This window comes from Kribbella sp. NPDC050241 (genome assembly GCF_044459685.1).
Classification (GTDB): domain Bacteria; phylum Actinomycetota; class Actinomycetes; order Propionibacteriales; family Kribbellaceae; genus Kribbella.
In genome coordinates, this window is sequence record NZ_JBITJE010000014.1 from 121,503 (window position 1) to 138,104 (window position 16,602).

The following is a 16,602-nucleotide window of genomic DNA, read 5'->3' on the forward strand; positions in this document are numbered from 1 at the left end:
CCCGGCGCCCTGGCGGGCGCCGGGAGTTGCGAGAGACAACAGAGGCGGATGTTCGGGTGCGGGGCGTCCGCCCGGACGCGGACGCCCTACGGCGCGCGCGACGTCAGAGCGAGCCGAGGGCGTCGTTCCAGGTCTTGGAGGGGCGCATGACGGCGGCGGCCTTGGCCGGGTCGGGCTGGTAGTAGCCGCCGAGGTCGACCGGGCTGCCCTGGACGGCGATCAGCTCGTCGACGATCGTCTGCTCGCTCGCCGTGAGCACCTCGGCCAGCGGGCCGAACGCCTTCGCCAGATCGGCGTCGTCGGTCTGCTTGGCCAGCTCCTGGGCCCAGTACAGGGACAGGTAGAAGTGGCTACCGCGGTTGTCGATGCCACCTACGCGACGGGTCGGCGACTTGTCCTCGTTCAGGAACGTCGCGGTGGCCCGGTCCAGGGTGTCGGCGAGGATCTGGGCGCGTGCGTTGCCGGTCGCCTGGGCCAGGTGCTCGAAGCTCGCGGCCAGGGCGAAGAACTCACCCAGGCTGTCCCAGCGCAGGTAGTTCTCCTTGACCAGCTGCTGCACGTGCTTCGGCGCCGAACCGCCGGCCCCGGTCTCGAACAGCCCGCCACCAGCCATCAGCGGCACGACCGACAGCATCTTCGCGCTGGTGCCGAGCTCGAGGATCGGGAACAGGTCGGTCAGGTAGTCGCGCAGTACGTTGCCGGTCACCGAGATGGTGTTCTCACCGCGGCGGATCCGCTCCAGCGAGAACTTGATCGCGTCGACCGGCGCGAGGATGCGCAGGTCCAGACCCTCGGTGTCGTGGTCGAACAGATACTTCTGGACCTTGGTGATGATCTGAGCGTCGTGAGCGCGGGTCTCGTCCAGCCAGAACACCGCCGGGTCGCCGGTCGCCCGGGCCCGCGTGACGGCCAGCTTGACCCAGTCGCGGATCGGGGCGTCCTTGGTCTGGCACGCGCGGAAGATGTCGCCGGCCGAGACGGCCTGCTCCAGTACGGCGTTGCCGGCCTCGTCGACGAGCCGGACGGTGCCGGTGGTCTGGATCTCGAAGGTCTTGTCGTGCGAGCCGTACTCCTCGGCCTTCTGCGCCATCAGGCCGACGTTCGGGACCGAGCCCATGGTGGACGGATCGAAGGCGCCGTTGGCGCGGCAGTCGTCGAGCACGACCTGGTAGATCCCGGCGTAGCTGCTGTCCGGCAGCACCGCGAGCGTGTCGTGCTCCTGGCCGTCCGGTCCCCACATGTGTCCGGAGGTGCGGATCATGGCCGGCATCGACGCGTCGACGATGACGTCGGACGGGACGTGCAGGTTGGTGATGCCCTTGTCCGAGTCGACCATCGCCAGCGCCGGTCCGGCGGCCAGTTCGGCGTCGAACGACGCCTTGATCTCGGCGCCTTCGGGCAGCGACGCGATGCCGTTGAGGATGCCGCCGAGCCCGTCGTTCGGGGTCAGGCCGGCCTTGGCCAGTACGTCGCCGTACTGCGCGAAGGTGTTCGGGAAGAAGGCGCGGACCACGTGGCCGAAGACGATCGGGTCGGAGACCTTCATCATCGTGGCCTTCAGGTGGACCGAGAACAGCACGTCGTCGGCCTTGGCCCGGGCGACCTGTGCGGTGAGGAACTCGCGCAGCGCGGCGACGTGCATCACCGACGCGTCGACGACCTCGTCGGCCAGCACCGGCACCGACTCGCGCAGGACGGTCGTGGTGCCGTCGTCGCCGACCAGCTCGATCCGCAGCGAGCCGTCGGCCTCGATCACGGCCGACTTCTCGGTGGACCGGAAGTCGTCCTGGCCCATGGTGGTGACGTTGGTCTTGGAGTCCGCCGACCAGGCGCCCATCCGGTGCGGGTGGGTCTTGGCGTAGTTCTTCACCGAGGCGGGGGCGCGGCGGTCCGAGTTGCCCTCGCGCAGCACCGGGTTCACCGCGGAGCCCTTGACCTTGTCGTAGCGGGTCTGGATCTCCCGCTCCGCGTCGGTCTTCGGCTCGTCCGGGTAGTCCGGCAGCGCGTAGCCCTGGGCCTGCAGCTCGGCGATCGCCGCCTTCAGCTGGGGGATCGAGGCCGAGACGTTCGGCAGCTTGATGATGTTGGCTTCCGGCGTCCGGGCCAGCTCGCCGAGCTCGGCCAGCGCGTCCGCGATCCGCTGGTCGTCCTTCAGGTACTCCGGAAAGAGGGCGATGATCCGGCCCGCCAGCGAGATGTCCCGGGTCTCCACCCCGACCCCGGCCTGACCGGCGTACGCCTGGATCACCGGGAGGAACGAGTACGTGGCGAGCGCCGGAGCCTCGTCGGTGTGGGTGTAGATGATGGTCGAGTCGGTCACCACGTGCTCCACTTCAGGTCGGCAAGCTCCGCCCCCACCCTAATAGCCAGTCCGCCCCGCCCAGACCGGACGTGTCCATGCTCACGCCCTAGTCGAGCTCGTCCGGATGCGCGAGGGTGATCCCGGCCGCCGTGGTGACCGCGCTGGTGAAGGTCAGGGTGTCGATCGGGGAGGAGGCGGCCACGGTCGCGCCGGTCAGGGCAGTGAGGCCGCGGGCGGCGTCCCAGGTGCAGTCGACGAAGACCGCCCCGGACGCCTTGACCTGGGAGAACTCCGCCCCGGTCAGGTCGCAGCCGCGGAACACGGCGCCGGTCAGGTCCGCGGAGACGAAGTCCGCGTTCTGCAGCCGGCAGTCGGAGAACTCCACCTTCACGAACTTCGCGAAGCGGAACGAGCCGAAGTCGAGCACGCTGTCACGGATCGTGGCGTGCTGGATGCTCATCCCCGGCCCGGCGAACCCGGTCAGCCGGGACGAGTTGATCGCCACCCGGGTGAGGGCGGCATCGGACCAGCGGGCGTTCGCGACGTCGCACTGGGACAGCTCCGCGTCGACCAGGATCAGCTTGTCCAGGTCCGACCCGGCCAGCTTGGTGCGGGTCAGCCGGCAGCCGCTCAGCTCGAGATGCTCGGCGACGAGATCGCTCAGATCCACGTCCTCCAAGGACAGGTCGAGCAGCCTGGTTTCGTCGTCGATGTCCTCCGGCGTGGGCGAGGCGGACTCGAGCTGGGTGCGCAGCCGGGGCGCGGCGATCTTCATGGAGTGACCGTAGCCAGAGCCGTGGACACTTCAGTTCGAGCGCAGGTAGTGCGCCGCCGCGCCGATCAGCGCCGAATGCTCGGTGTCACCGGTGGGCGCGACGTCGAAGCTGAACACCTCCGCCACGATGTCGAAAGCCCCCGAGATCGAGCCGCCCAGCACGGTCTTCGTCACCCCGAAGCGATCCAGCCAAGGGGTGAGTGCGGTCGCAAGATCACCGAAGGCCGTCAGCAGGGCGTCCTTCGCGGCGGCGTCACCGGCCCGCGCGTCCTCGGCGATCTCCTTGACCCCAGGCGCTTCGGCACCCGTGCTGGCGAAGTACCTGCGCAGGATCGCCCGTCCGGAGATCGAGTCCTCCAGAGGCTTGCCGTCGTACTCCGTCTTGTAGAGCTCACCGCCAGACGGGACGGTGTCGCCCTCGCGGACCACGTGGCCGTCGGCGAGGAACGCCGTACCGACGCCGGTGCCGATGGTGACACCGACGCACCGCTCGACGCCGCGGACCTCGCCCGCGGTCCACTCACCGACAGCGAACGCCTCGGCGTCGTTCATGAACATCAGCCGGTCCAGGGCGAGCTCAGCCCGCAGACTGTCGCCCAGGTTGTACCCGTACAGCTGATCGAACTTGTCCTGTCCGCGATACCAGGCGACGCCGGTGGCGAAGTCGAACGGACCGGGCAGCGCCACCGCCAGACCGTTTGCCAGCGGCAACTTCAGGGCCGCCCCCGCCAACTGCGCGACGACCACCTCAGCCGCCTTCTGCGACTCGAGATTCGCCCGTTCCACCACGTTCACGGACCAGTCGTCCGGCGACACCACCGCCGCCGTCACGTGACTGCCCCCGATCTCCAGCACCGCTACGTCCATCCGGTCATCTTGACAGCAGCAGGGTGCGGGCCGCTCGCGGCAGCCCTGTCCGTAGTGTGTCTGGTACGAGTGACACTCGAGGGGATCGGGGAATGCACGCCGAGAGCAGTGCGACGCCCGTGGTCGCGGCGCTGAGCGTCGTGGTCGCGGTAGCCGGTCACGCGCTCGCGGGCGGTACTGTCGCCCTCCAGTTGGTCTCGCCGCTGCTCGCCCTGACCGCGGTCTGCTGGCTGCTGGGTGAGTACCTCGCCGGCGAACGTGCACTGGCCGTGGTCGTGCTCGTCGCGATCCAGCTGTTCGTCCACGTCACCCTGGATGCGGCCCACGAGCCGATGGCCATGCCGATGCACCACGGGGGGATGCCGCAGGGGATCGGCGGCAGTCTCGTCATGACTGCCGCGCACCTGACCGTCCTGCTCACAGGCGTCCTCGCGATCACAGGCGCACATCGCTGGGTCCACCGAGTACTGCGGATCTTCGCGCGCTTCCTGCCGCGGCTGCCGATCCTGACTCCAGTACGCCGGTACGCCGCCGTACTGCTCGACGCACCGCCGTCGCCGCGACTGGTTCAGCGGTGGCTCACCTCGAACGTCTCGCGGCGCGGGCCGCCGGTCATCCGGGCGATCCCAGCGATGTCCTGACCGGCCGCGTGCCTTCGCGGCCGGGTTGTCCCGTGTGACCGCGAAAGGTTCCCATGTCCAGAAAGTTCGCCCTGCGTGCTGTCGCGATCGCGGCGGCATCCACGCTGGTGCTGGCCGGCGCCGCCACCTCGGCGTCGGCCCACGTCACCGTGTCGTCGCCGGACGCCAAGCCCGGTGGGTACGCGAAGCTGGTCTTCCGCGTGCCGACCGAGTCCGATACGGCCGCCACCACGAAGCTCGTCGTCTCGTTGCCCAAGGACCACCCGTTCGCCAGCGTCGGCGCGCAGGTGAAGCCCGGCTGGACGGTGGTGAAGACGACCGAGCAGTTGCCCGCGCCGGTCAAGGTCGGCGACGTCACGCTGACCAAGGCGATCACCACCGTGACCTGGACTGCCACGGCCGGTGGGGTCCCGGCCGGCAACTTCGACGAGTTCTCCCTGTCCGTCGGGCGCATTCCGGACGCCGTCGATGCGCTGAGCTTCCCCGCAGTGCAGTCCTACAGCGATGGCGAGGTGGTCAAGTGGGACCAACTCGCCAAGGAGGGTGCTGACGAGCCGGAGCACCCGGCTCCGACGCTCAAGCTGGCCGCAGCGATCACGCCGGTCGCGGCAACGACCTCGGAGACCGGGGACTCGTCGGACCAGCTGGCTCGCGTTCTCGGTGGCGCCGGCCTGCTGTTGGGCATGATCGGCTTGGGCCTGGGACTCCGGTCCCGCAAGCCGGCTGGATCCGAGAAGGCGTAGTCATGCGCCGACTGATCGCAGTACTGGTGGCGTCGCTGCTCGCTCTGGTGGTTTCCACCGGAGTGGCGGCGGCGCACGCCAAGCTCGAGTCGATGACCCCAGCCGATGGTTCGTCCATGTCCGCACCGCCGACCAAGGTGGTGCTGACCTTCAACGAGCCGGTCGGCAGCAACGGCACGCAGGTGCAGGTCAAGTCGCCGTCCGGGACCAATGTGGCCACCGGCGACGTGCAGGTGATCGACAACACCGTGACCCAGCCGGTCGGCGCGATGGTCGACGCCGGCCGGTACCAGGTCGACGCCCGCGTGGTGTCGGCCGACGGTCACCCGATCACCGTCACCGGATCGTTCACCGTCACCCACGCCGGCCACCCGGCCACCCAGCCGGGCGGTACGCCGACCGCCAGTCAGGACAGCGGCTCGAACACGGTCACGATCGTGGCCCTGTGCCTGGTGATGCTGGTCGTGGTGGCGCTCGCGATCGTCATCGTACGCCGCCGGCCCGCCTCGCAATGAGGTCGGCGAAACCGGCTGTCGCGGGCGGGATGGTTGCCGCCGGCATCGTGGTGATGGTCGTCGCCCTGCTCGCGGCCGGCGGTGCGCCGCAACCGTTGCCGGCCGGTCTCATCGGTGCCGGAATGCCTTTGTCCTGGTCGGTTCCGGTACTGCGTTTCGTCGCCGATGCTGCCGCGGTGGCGACGGGCGGTGCCCTGACAGCGGTCATACTCTTGCTTCCAGCTACTGATGGGAAACTGTCGCCGAAGGGTTTGCGGGCCTGCCAGGACGCGGCGATCGCGGCCGCGGTCTGGGCGGTGGCGAGTATCGGCGGGCTGATCACGTCGGGCGCGGTGATCCTGGGGATACCGCTGTCGCACCTTGCCGAGCATGCGTCCGTGGCGGGTGAGCTCTTGCAGGTCAGGGCTCTGGCGGTGGCCGTCGTACTGACGGCGATTCTCGCGGTGGTCCTGAGCGGCTGCCGGACGGTTCGTGGCGCGCGGTTCGCGGCGGTGCTCACCGCAGCTGCACTGACCGGTCCGCTGCTCACTGGACACGGCGCGATCGAGCGAACGAACGTGTGGTCCGTCCTCGCGACCACCTCACTGGTCGTCCACGTCTTTGCGGCGACGGCGTGGATCGGCGGCCTGGGCGCCGTACTGCGGTATGCCCGGGATCAGCAGGCCGTCGAGCGCTTCAGCCGGCTCGCACTGGTCTGTGCGATCGCGATAGGCGTCACCGGATTGCTGACCGCGGAGATCCACCTCGGTGGGCGGGACGACGGCTGGGCGCTGATCACGCAATGGGTCACCAGCGGGTACGGCGCTCTGGTGTTCGCGAAGACCGTGGCGTTCGCGATGCTGGTGCTGGTCGGGTGGTGGCATCGGCGGACAACGCTTCCGGAGTTCGCGGCCGGGGATCCGGCGGCGTTCCGGCGGTTGGCGGTTGTCGAGCTGCTGATCATGGCGGGGACCGTTGGCTTGGCCGTTGCCCTTTCGCGCACGCCATGACTTACTGACTCGGTGATATGTCAACAGATGTCCGTACAATGGCTGGATGACGGAACCACGGTGGCTGGATGCGCGTGAGGCGCGTCTGTGGGAGTCGTACCGTGACGCGCATCGCGAGCTGACGCGCGCCCTCGAGGCCCGGCTGATCGCGAACTCCGGCCTGTCCGGCGCCGACTACGCCCTGCTGCATCCGCTGTCCGTCGCGGAGGACGGCGTACTGCGCACTCGCGATCTCGGCAAGTCGGTCGGCTGGGAGCGCAGTCGGCTGTCGCACCAGGTCAGCCGGATGGAGAAGCGTGGCCTGGTCACCCGCGAGGAGTGCGAGTCGGACGCCCGTGGCTCGATGATTCGGCTCACCGGCCTCGGCCGGAAGGCGATCGAGGCGGCCGCACCGGACCACGTCGAGGCCGTCCGCAGCTACTTCTTCGACCACTTGAGTCCCGAGGAACAGGGCCAGCTCGGCGTCCTCCTCGAACGCGTCCTCACCGCGGTACCCGCGAACCCGTGCGCGACACCGGACTGCGAGGAATAGGTCACCCCGGCGGTCCCAGCAGGTGAGAGCTCCGACCCTTGGGTTGACATGTCATCTCGATCGGTTACTTTGGTGATGCATCATCAAAGAGCCTCCGGGCGCCCCTCTCTTCGTGAAGGAACAGTCATGCCCAAGATCGCGATCATCCTCGGCAGTACGCGCCCGGGCCGCAACGGCGAAGCCGTGGCTCAGTGGGTGCTGGATCTCGCCAAGCAGCGCAGTGACGCCGAGTTCGAGCTCGTCGACATCGCCGACTACAAGCTGCCGCACCTGGACGAGGCTCTGCCGCCGTCGCTGGGCCAGTACAGCCAGCCACACACGCACGCCTGGGCAGACAAGATCGCGTCCTTCGACGGGTTCGTCTTCGTCACCCCGGAGTACAACCACTCCACCTCCGGCGCGCTGAAGAACGCGATCGACTTCCTGTTCAAGGAGTGGAACGACAAGGCGGCCGGCTTCGTCAGCTACGGCGCGGTCGGCGGCGCCCGTGCGGTCGAGCACCTGCGTCTGGTGATGGGCGAGCTCAAGGTCGCCGACGTCCGCAACCAGGTCACGTTGTCGCTGGCCACCGACTTCAAGAACTACTCCGAGTTCGCCCCGGCCGACTTCCATGAGCCCGAGGTCCACGCCATGCTCGACCAGGTGATCAGCTGGAGCAACGCGCTCGCCAGCGTCCGAGTCCCCGCCGCTGTCTGACACTTCACGTCTCTCGCCCGCCCCGGTGCTCTGCGCCGGGGCGGGCTTTCGTTTTCTGGTGGTGACTCCCGGTATGCAGAAGTGACACGCCGTCACGGAGAGCAGTCGGCGGATGGTGTCGGAAGAATGATGGTGTCGGGTTCGGATGCGCGCTGGATTTGACAATCGTTTTCACTAACGTGAGGATGTGGCGCGTGTCCGATGCTCTGAACAGACGCGGGTTCCTGGGGCTGGCCGGTGCGTCGGCGCTGGCCGGACTGACCGGTTGCGGCGCCGATGGCGAGGCCGCTGCCCAACCGAAGAACGGCGGCCGGCTGCGGGCCGTGTACGCCGGTGGCGGTGCCAAGGAGGTCCTCGATCCGCACGTCCAGAGCCTGTTCGTGGACATCGCGCGGCACAAGGCGACGTACGAGAAGCTGGTTGAGCTGGGGCCCGATCTGAAGCCAGTGGGACGGCTGGCCGAGAAGTGGGAGCACGACGGACGGGCGACGACCTGGCGCTTCAGCCTCCGGGATGCGACGTTCCATGACGGCGGCAAGCTGACCAGCGAGGACGTGCTCTACAGCCTCGCGCGGATCGCCGACCCGGCCGTGCCCGAGCGTGTTGCCCAGTCGTCGCTCGCGACCCTGAATCTGCGGCGCAGCCGGGCCGTCGATGCGCGCACGGTCGAGCTGACGTTGACCGCTCCGAACGCGGAGTTCCCTGCCTTGCTGGCGGGAATCGGAACCCAGATCGTGCGGGACGGATTCAAGGATCCGGCGAAACCGGTCGGAACCGGCCCGTTCCGGTTCGTCTCGTTCGAGGCCGGCCGGTCGATGATCGGGAACCGGTACGACGACTACTGGGACGAGCCGGCCCGGATCGAGGAACTGCACATCCTCTCCGCCGACTCCGAGGCCCGGGCGAACGCCGTACAAGGCGGACAGGCGGAGTACGCGAACGACATGACCGCGACCTTCGCGCGGACCACGTCAGCTGGCAGGACCGTGCGGATCGTGGCCGCCAAGGCCAGCACGATGCAGGCGTTCGTCATGAAGGTGGATCAGCCGCCGTTCGACAACCCGGACGTGCGGATGGCGTTCAAGCTGCTCGCCGACCGGCAGCGGCTGGTCGACGTGGTGCTCGCCGGGCGGGGTGAGGTCGGCAATGACCTGTTCGGCAAGGGATATCAGTACTATCCGGCCGACCTGGCGCAGCGGGAGCGGAACGTCTCGGAGGCCAAGAACCTGCTGAGGAAGGCCGGGTTGGTGAACAAGGAGATCGAGTTCCTGACCGCGGATGCCTCGGCCGGGTTCGTCGAGTCGGCCACGCTGTTCGCGGAGCAGGTCGCCGAGGCCGGGGTGAAGCTCAAGGTGGTCCCGAGGAGTGCGCAGACGTATGCGAAGGACCTGCTCACGAAGGGTGTCATCGGCAACCATCGGTCCGGTGCGATGCCGATTCCGCAGTACGTCACGGATCGGCTGCTCAGTCAGTCGCCGTTCAACGTGACGCATTGGCGCCGGCCCGCATTCGATGTCGGGTTTGCGGCTGCGCAGCGGCTGACGGACGCGGGTGCGCGGTCGGCGAAGTACGGCGAACTCCAGGGGACGCTGCGGGATGAGGGCGGCATTCTCGCGTGGGGGCTGCCGGATTATCTGGTCGCGGTGTCGGCGACGGTGCAGGGGGTGCAGGCGGTGCCGCCGAACACCCTGGACTCCGGCCGGTTCGACAAGGTGTGGCTGGCCTGAATGCGGTCGTACGCCGGACAGCGGGCCGTGCTCGCCGTCGTTCAGTTGGCTGTGCTCTCGGTGCTCGTGTTTGTGCTCACTGCCTTGCTGCCTGGGGATGCGGCGGACATGCGGTTCACCGAGACGCTGACGCCGGATCAGGTCTCGCGGCTGCGTGCTGAGCTTGGGCTGGATCAGGCTTTGGTGGAACGGTTTGTCGATTGGTTCGGCAACGTGCTGAGGGGTGATTTGGGTACGTCGTTGATCAGCGGGGGACCGGTGATCGACATCCTGAAGAGCTCGGTGGGGGCGACGCTGGTGCTCACGCTGGCCACGCTCACGGTCGTCGTACCGCTGGCTGTTGCCCTCGGCATCGTGATGGGGACACGGGAGAATGGGCGGCTTGATCGGGCGATCACGGCCGTGACGCTGGCGTTGAGTGCGATCCCGGACTTCGTGATCGCGGTGCTGCTGGTGGCGGTGTTCTCGCTGAAGCTCGGGTGGTTGCCGGCGACCTGGATCGGCGGGTCGTTGCTCGCTTCCCCGGTGTTGCTCGTGCTGCCTGTCGCGGTGCTTCTTGGGCGGACGGTCTGCTTGTTGTCACGCCAGGTGCGTGCGGGGACGATCACTGCGCTGCGCGCGGAGTACGTCGTACAGGCGCGGCGGCTCGGGGTTCCGCGACGGCGGTTGCTGTTGCGGCACGTGCTGCCGAACGCCGCGGTCCCCGGGGTCCAGGAGCTGGCACGAACCGGAGACACCTTGCTGGGCGGGGTCCTCGTGGTGGAAGCAATCTTCGCAATCCCCGGCTTCGCCACCGCCCTGGTAGACGGCGTCGAAACTCGCGACGTCCCGGTAGTCCAGGGCCTGACCCTGGTCCTCGCAGTAGCAGCCCTCTTCCTCAACCTCGCCGCCGACCTGGTCTGCAACCGCCTGGTCCCCCGAACGGAGCTACTCCGATGAACCACCCCGGCGCGCGCATGTCGGTGGTGGTGTCGGTGATGCTGGTTCTCCTCCCACTGCTCGTTGCGGTCTTCGGACCACTCGTCCCTGTCCAGGCCGAGCCTGGGTTGCCGTATGCGTCGGAGGGGGTTTTGGGGACGGATGGGTTGGGGCGGGATGTGCTGCAACTCCTGCTGGTTGGTGGGCGGACGGCGCTGGGGATGGCGATCGGCGCGGTGGTGATCGCGTACGTGATCGGTGGGTTGATCGGGCTGGTGGCTGCGTCGACGCGGCACCGGTGGTTGGACGAAGGGCTGATCCGGCCGCTCGACGTACTGCTGCCGTTGCCTTCGCTGCTCGTGATCAGCGTGGTCGCGGTCGGCTGGCGGGCGTCCGCACTGGCGATCACTCTGGCCGTTGCCCTGGTCAACGTTCCGACGGTTGCCCGGCTGGTGCGGGCGGCCGCGCTGGACGCTGCGAGCAGTCCGATCGTCGAGGCTCTCCGCATGCAGCGCGAGTCCTGGTTCACCATCAACCTCGGGTACGTCGGGCGCTCGGTTCTCGGCCCGGTCGCCGCCGACCTGGGCACCCGCATCACTCTCGCGGTCTTCCTGGTTGCCTCGGTCAACTTCCTGGGTTTGGGCCTGAGCCCCACCGCCCCCGATTGGGCCGTCAGCATCTCCCGCAACCGCGAAGGTCTCCTCCTCCAGACGTGGTCCGTCCTGGCCCCGGCCCTCCTCCTGGTCTCGTTCACGCTCGGCTTCAACCTCCTCGCCGACCGTCTCCTCCACCACACCCGCCGCCCCACCGAGGCGACCCAATGACCACCCCATCCACCGATCCGCCCGCCAATCGGCCCGCCGACCGGCCCGCCGATCCGCCCGCCGACCGGCCCACCGATCCGCCATCTCGTGGGCTGACCCACCCGTCGGTGGGTTGGCCCCCGGGAATCCGACTGGCCAACCCACCATCTGCTGGGTCAACCCAGCAGACGCGGCAGGAGCCGAGTGGGACCGGGCTGGGGATGGTGGAGCCGGGTGGGACGGGGCTGGGGGTGGTGGAGCCGGGTGGGACGGGGCTGGGGGTGGTGGAGCCGGGTGGGACGGGGCTGGGGGTGGTGCAGCCGGGTGGGACGGGGCTGGGGGTGGTGGCGCCGGGTGGGACGGGGCTGGGGGTGGTGGCGCCGGGTGGGACGGGGCTGGGGGTGGTGGCGCGGGTCAGGGGGCTCGGGGCGTACGCCGGGTCCGCGGTGCTGGTGGATGGGGTCTCGTTTGAGGTGGTGGTGGGGGAGGTTACGGCGTTGGTGGGGGCTTCGGGGTCGGGGAAGACGACGTCGGCGCTGGCGTTGTTGGGGGAGGTGGGGGAGGGGGTTCGGCTGGAGGGAGTCGTGGAGGTTGGGAGAGAGGTTGTTGTTGATGGCAACGGGGTGACGGGCGCGGCTGCCCGGGTTCGGGGGCGGGTGGTGGCGTATATGCCCCAGCATCCGGGGAGTGCGCTCAACCCAGCGCGGCGGATCGGTGCGACGTTGCGGGAGCTCGAGGGGCTGCATCATCGTGGGGAATCGGTGGTCCCGGGAGCACTCAGTTCGGCACAGTTGCCGGGGGATCGGGAGACGTTGCGGCGGTTTCCGCATCAGTTCTCGGGTGTCCAGCGGCAGCGGGTCGCACTCGCACAGGCGTTGACGTGCCGCCCGGAGGTGCTGGTGCTGGACGAGCCGAGCACCGGCCTCGACTCGATCACCCGGCTGCAGTTGGTCCATGAGCTGAGGGAACTCGCCGCCGACGGGCTCGGGATCTTGTTGCTGAGTCACGATCTCGACCTGGTTCGCGCACTCGCCACCCGCGTCGTGGTGCTGTCCGCCGGCCAGGTGATCGACTCCGGCGGTCCCGACGTACTCCCGCAAGCACCAGACCTCGAGCGATCGGGAACCACCAGCACCGGGTATCCGTTGCTCCAGGCAATGAACCTGTCCGCGTCGCTGCGTCCTCGCGGCCGCGACCCCATCCTGCACGAGATCGACCTCGCCGTCCGCCCGGGCGCGTGCGTGGGCGTCGTCGGCCGTTCCGGCAGTGGCAAGACCACGTTGGCCCGCTGCCTGGCCGGTCTGCACGAGCGCTACACCGGCCGGCTCCTCCTCGACGACGAATCACTACCCGTCCTGCGCAAGCGATCACGCACCCAGAACCGCCGCGTCCAGTACGTCTGGCAGGAGGTCCGCGGCTCGTTCGACGAACGCCGTCCGGTCGACCAGCAAGTCGCCCGGACAGCCCAACGCCTCCGCGGTCTCGACCCCGAGCAGGCCCACGCCGAAGCCGTCGCCACCCTGGCCCGCCTCGGCGTCTCCGCGATGACCGCGGCCCGCACGCCGAGCCGCCTCTCCGGTGGTGAGCTGCAACGAGCCGCGCTGGCCCGGGCCGTCCTCGCCCACCCCGACGTACTGATCTGCGACGAGATCACCACCGCGCTCGACGATCACGGTACGGCGCTCGTCGTCGAGCTACTGACCGAGCTGAAAGACGGCGGCACCGCGCTGATCTGGATCGGCCACGACCTCGGCCTGGTCGCGGCGGTCTCTGACCACGTCCTGGTGATCGACGCCGGTCGCGTGGTCGAGCAAGGACCACCCGCGACCGTGATGACCGACCCACGCCACGAACTGACCCGGCGGCTGGTGAGGGCCGCCTTGATCGGTCACCCACAATCTCCGCCCGTGCTGACACTCGACACGAGGAGCGAACCGCGCCGATGACGCGACTGCACGACCACCTGGCGGAGGCGATCAAGGACCCGGATCCGATCCGCGTCGGGGATCACCTGATCTGCCTGCGGTTCGAGACGATGAAGGTGTACTCCGCGCTCGGCGCCGTACGGCACCTGCTGGAGACCGGCGCGGTCCGGCCCGGCGACACGCTGATCGACAGCTCGAGCGGGATCTACGCGCACGCGCTGGCGCTGGCCTGTCACCGCTACGGGATGAAGTGCCACATCGTCGGCTCGACCACCGTCGACCGGACGCTGAAGATCCAGCTGGAGATCCTCGGCGCGACCGTCGAGCAGGTGCCGTCGTCGAACAACCTGCAGCTCGACCAGAACCTCCGGGTCCGCCGGATCGGCGAGATCCTGCGCGACAACCCGTCGTACCACTGGATGCAGCAGTACCACGACGACATCCACTATCTCGGGTACGGCGCGGTGGCGGATCTCGTGGCCGAACTCGTGCCGGCCGGCCGGCTGTGTCTCGTCGGAGGGGTCGGAACCGGCGCGTCGACGGGCGCGATCGCGGAGTACCTGCGCGATCGCGGCCGGGACGTGAACCTGGTCGGCGTGCAGCCGTTCGGCAGCATCACCTTCGGCGCCGGGCACACCCAGGATCCGGAGATGATCATCGCGGGGATCGGCAGTTCGATCGAGTTCCGCAACGTCCGGCACGAGCTGTACGACCGGCTGCACTGGGTGTCGTTCGACTACGCGATGTCGGCCGCGGTGGACCTGCTGCGGACGTCCGGGGTGTTCGCCGGCCTGTCCGCGGGTGCGGCGTACCTCTCGGCGCTGTGGGAACACAACTGCGACAGCAGCCGCAAGCACGTGTTCCTGGCCGCCGACACCGGGACGCGGTACGTCGAGTCCGCGTTCGCCCGGCACGCCGATGCCCGGCCGATGGAGTCGATGCGGCCGCGCGAGATCGACTCGCTGGACCAGCTCACGGTGCCGTGGTCGGCGATGTCGTGGGACCGCCGGGAATCCGCCTGGACACGGCGCGAGGAGTTTCCATCTGCGACTCCGTCGCATTAGTCTCTGGTCTGACCGACGACCGAAAGGCTGGCCGATGACCGCGTCCGTGGCTGCGCTCACCTCCTCCGTCCTCGCCGGTTCGCTTGGCCCGGATCCGTCGGCGTTGTCCGTCACGAGCGCGTTCTGGTTGCATCACACGACCCGGCTGCCGGGGGCCGAGGTGACGTACCGGAACTACTACGTCCTGCTCCGCGTGGGCGAGGTGTTCGGTGCCTGCTCCTTCGAGTCGGGCGAGCTCGATCCGTCGTACTGCGCGGATGCGTCCGGGATCTCGCTGGCCGAGTTGATCGCGGACGGTCCGTTGCCGGTGAAGATCGCGGCGCTGGACGCCTATCTCGCCTCGGTGGAGCCGCATCATTCGGCGTCCGGAGCCGAGGAGATCGAGCTCCCCGCCGGTACGCCGGACATCCGCGCACGGGCCCGGGATGCGGCGGTCGCCGGGCTGCTCGACGTTCGACCGGGCTGGAAGGTTGCGCTGATCGGGGTGGTGAACCCACTCGTCGACGCGATCACCGAGCGAGGTGGGATCTGCCTGCCCTGCGACTTCAACCTGCGCGAGACCGCATCCGGACTGCCGGTGTCGCGTGACATGACCGAGGTCGTCGATGCCGCCGACGCCGTCGTGGCGACCGGGATGACCTTGTCCAACGGGAGTTTCGACGTACTCCTGGACCGTTGCCGCCAGCAATCGAAGCCGCTGGCGATCTATGCGCAGACCGGTAGCGCCGTCGTCCGCGCCTTCCTGGGCACGGGAGTCACCGCCCTCTCCGCTGAGCCCTTCCCCTTCTCCCAGTTCAGTGCCCGCCCCACCACTCTCTACCGCTACCCCTCCAGGACGGATACATGAGCAGTCCCAGTCAGAACCCAGCGATCACTGCACGCGTGATCGGCGGGCGATCGGCAGACGTACCTGCGGATCTGTGGATGGTACGGCGGTTGTGGCCGTTCTTGGTGGCTTCGGCGGTGAGTTTGATTCCGTTCACGGTGTTCGGGATGTACCTGGTGCCGATCGCGGCCGCGGCCGGTGGGGATGTAGCCGAGGTCGGAGGGTTGCGCGGCCTGGGTGGGTTGGCGGCGTTGGTGGTCGGGTTCCTGGTGGCGCCGTTGATCGACCGGTTGGCGCGGGAGCTGGTGGCTGCGGGTGGGCTGGCGTTGCTGGGGGTCTCGGCGGCACTTGGTGCTGTGGGCAACTTGTTCGCGCTGGCAGCGTTCTGTTTATTGATCGGGGCATCCACCTCGATCCTGGCGCCGTCGATCGGTGCGGCCGCGGCTGATCGGTTCACGTCTCCGGCCGCGGCCGGGCGGGCCGCGACGCTCGTGTCCGCGACCACCTCGATGATGGCGATGCTGGCTGCGCCGGTTCTCGCCGTACCAGGGCTGGTGTGGGGCTGGCGGGGCAACCTGCTCGCCGCGTCGGTCGTCTCGCTGGCGTTGTCGGCCGCGTTCTTCTGGCGTGGTCGCGGCCGGAAGGCACCGCGGCGGGCCGGCGGCAGGCAGCGGATCAGCTACCTCACGACGTACCGCGAGCTGGCCCGGATCCCCGGCGCGCTCCCGCTGCTCGTCGTCGCGATGCTTCGGACGGCTGCCTTCATGGGCTACCTGGCGTACCTCGCCGCCTTCTACGACGAGAAGTTCGACCTCGCCCCGGGCTGGTTCGCGCTCGTCTGGTCGCTGAGTGGGGCGTCGTTCTTCCTCGGCAACCTCCTGGCCGGCCGCTACATCGCGCTCGAACGTCCGTGGATCGGTCCGGAGAAGATGCTGCTCATCGGCCTCAGCGTCGCGCTGACCAGTGTCGCGCTGTTCTACTTCTCCCCGACACTCCCGCTGACTCTCCTCCTGACCGCGCTCCTCGGCGCCAGCCACGCGACCGTCGCCGCCTGCGTCACCACTCTTCTGGTCCGCCGCAGTGGAGACCTCCGCGGCTCGGCCCTCAGCGTCAACGCCGCCGGGATGAGTCTCGGCACGTTCCTCGGCGCGGCCATCGGCGGTCTCGGCCTGGGGCTCGGCGGCTACCCGGGCACCGCGCTGGCGTTCTCCGCGATCACGCTGCTCGCAGTGCTCTTCGCCGTCCGAGTACACCGCGCACGACCCTGACCTGACCCCCG

At 68.9% G+C, this 16,602-nt stretch carries 16 protein-coding genes; 13 read left to right on the top strand and 3 right to left on the bottom strand.

Annotation, left to right across the window (positions count from 1 at the left end; genetic code table 11):
• Positions 1 to 103: 103 nt before the first annotated feature.
• From ACIBG5_RS38935 to ACIBG5_RS38945, 3 genes are all read right to left on the bottom strand, one after another.
• Positions 104 to 2,323 carry an NADP-dependent isocitrate dehydrogenase gene (locus ACIBG5_RS38935; protein WP_396396907.1) on the bottom strand — a complete coding sequence of 740 codons (2,220 nt, stop codon included), beginning with the start codon at positions 2,321 to 2,323 and terminating at the stop codon, positions 104 to 106.
• Between the two features lie 85 nt (positions 2,324 to 2,408).
• A complete protein-coding gene (locus ACIBG5_RS38940; protein WP_396396908.1) occupies positions 2,409 to 3,077 on the bottom strand; it encodes a pentapeptide repeat-containing protein in 669 nt (222 codons plus the stop codon).
• Between the two features lie 30 nt (positions 3,078 to 3,107).
• Entirely contained in the window at positions 3,108 to 3,944 is an 837-nt protein-coding gene (locus tag ACIBG5_RS38945; RefSeq protein WP_396396909.1) for an ROK family protein, read from the bottom strand.
• Between the two features lie 92 nt (positions 3,945 to 4,036).
• Between ACIBG5_RS38945 and ACIBG5_RS38950 the strand changes: the two genes are divergently transcribed.
• The 13 genes from ACIBG5_RS38950 (at position 4,037) to ACIBG5_RS39010 (ending at position 16,591) form a co-directional block, all read left to right on the top strand.
• The gene (locus tag ACIBG5_RS38950; RefSeq protein ID WP_396396911.1) at positions 4,037 to 4,585 is read left to right on the top strand and encodes a hypothetical protein; all 549 of its coding nucleotides are present in this window, start codon (positions 4,037 to 4,039) and stop codon (positions 4,583 to 4,585) included.
• Between the two features lie 53 nt (positions 4,586 to 4,638).
• Complete coding sequence (locus ACIBG5_RS38955; protein ID WP_396396913.1) at positions 4,639 to 5,328, top strand: YcnI family protein; 690 nt, start codon at positions 4,639 to 4,641, stop codon at positions 5,326 to 5,328.
• A 2-nt stretch (positions 5,329 to 5,330) separates the two neighbouring features.
• Positions 5,331 to 5,843, top strand: a complete 513-nt coding sequence (locus ACIBG5_RS38960; RefSeq protein ID WP_360448203.1) for a copper resistance CopC family protein — start codon at positions 5,331 to 5,333, stop codon at positions 5,841 to 5,843.
• Positions 5,840 to 6,832 (top strand): copper resistance D family protein, encoded by a 993-nt coding sequence (locus tag ACIBG5_RS38965; protein ID WP_396396915.1) that lies wholly within the window; start codon positions 5,840 to 5,842, stop codon positions 6,830 to 6,832. The genes ACIBG5_RS38960 and ACIBG5_RS38965 overlap by 4 nt, the downstream gene beginning before the upstream one ends.
• A 46-nt stretch (positions 6,833 to 6,878) precedes the next feature.
• Complete coding sequence (locus ACIBG5_RS38970; protein WP_360448208.1) at positions 6,879 to 7,364, top strand: MarR family winged helix-turn-helix transcriptional regulator; 486 nt, start codon at positions 6,879 to 6,881, stop codon at positions 7,362 to 7,364.
• Positions 7,365 to 7,490: 126 nt separating this feature from the next.
• Entirely contained in the window at positions 7,491 to 8,060 is a 570-nt protein-coding gene (locus ACIBG5_RS38975; protein ID WP_396396916.1) for an NADPH-dependent FMN reductase, read from the top strand.
• Positions 8,061 to 8,245: 185 nt separating this feature from the next.
• Positions 8,246 to 9,787, top strand: a complete 1,542-nt coding sequence (locus ACIBG5_RS38980; RefSeq protein WP_396396970.1) for an ABC transporter substrate-binding protein — start codon at positions 8,246 to 8,248, stop codon at positions 9,785 to 9,787.
• Entirely contained in the window at positions 9,788 to 10,726 is a 939-nt protein-coding gene (locus ACIBG5_RS38985) for an ABC transporter permease (RefSeq protein WP_396396918.1), read from the top strand.
• Positions 10,723 to 11,529, top strand: a complete 807-nt coding sequence (locus ACIBG5_RS38990; protein ID WP_396396920.1) for an ABC transporter permease — start codon at positions 10,723 to 10,725, stop codon at positions 11,527 to 11,529. Before ACIBG5_RS38985 ends, ACIBG5_RS38990 begins: the two co-directional genes overlap by 4 nt.
• A 431-nt stretch (positions 11,530 to 11,960) precedes the next feature.
• Positions 11,961 to 13,454 carry an ABC transporter ATP-binding protein gene (locus tag ACIBG5_RS38995; RefSeq protein WP_396396971.1) on the top strand — a complete coding sequence of 498 codons (1,494 nt, stop codon included), beginning with the start codon at positions 11,961 to 11,963 and terminating at the stop codon, positions 13,452 to 13,454.
• Positions 13,451 to 14,497, top strand: coding sequence for a pyridoxal-phosphate dependent enzyme (locus ACIBG5_RS39000; RefSeq protein WP_396396922.1), 1,047 nt, complete (start codon positions 13,451 to 13,453; stop codon positions 14,495 to 14,497). Before ACIBG5_RS38995 ends, ACIBG5_RS39000 begins: the two co-directional genes overlap by 4 nt.
• A 34-nt stretch (positions 14,498 to 14,531) precedes the next feature.
• Positions 14,532 to 15,344: a Rossmann-like domain-containing protein gene (locus tag ACIBG5_RS39005; RefSeq protein WP_396396923.1), complete on the top strand. Its 813-nt coding sequence runs from the start codon at positions 14,532 to 14,534 to the stop codon at positions 15,342 to 15,344.
• Positions 15,341 to 16,591 (top strand): MFS transporter, encoded by a 1,251-nt coding sequence (locus ACIBG5_RS39010; RefSeq protein WP_396396924.1) that lies wholly within the window; start codon positions 15,341 to 15,343, stop codon positions 16,589 to 16,591. Before ACIBG5_RS39005 ends, ACIBG5_RS39010 begins: the two co-directional genes overlap by 4 nt.
• Positions 16,592 to 16,602: the final 11 nt, after the last annotated feature.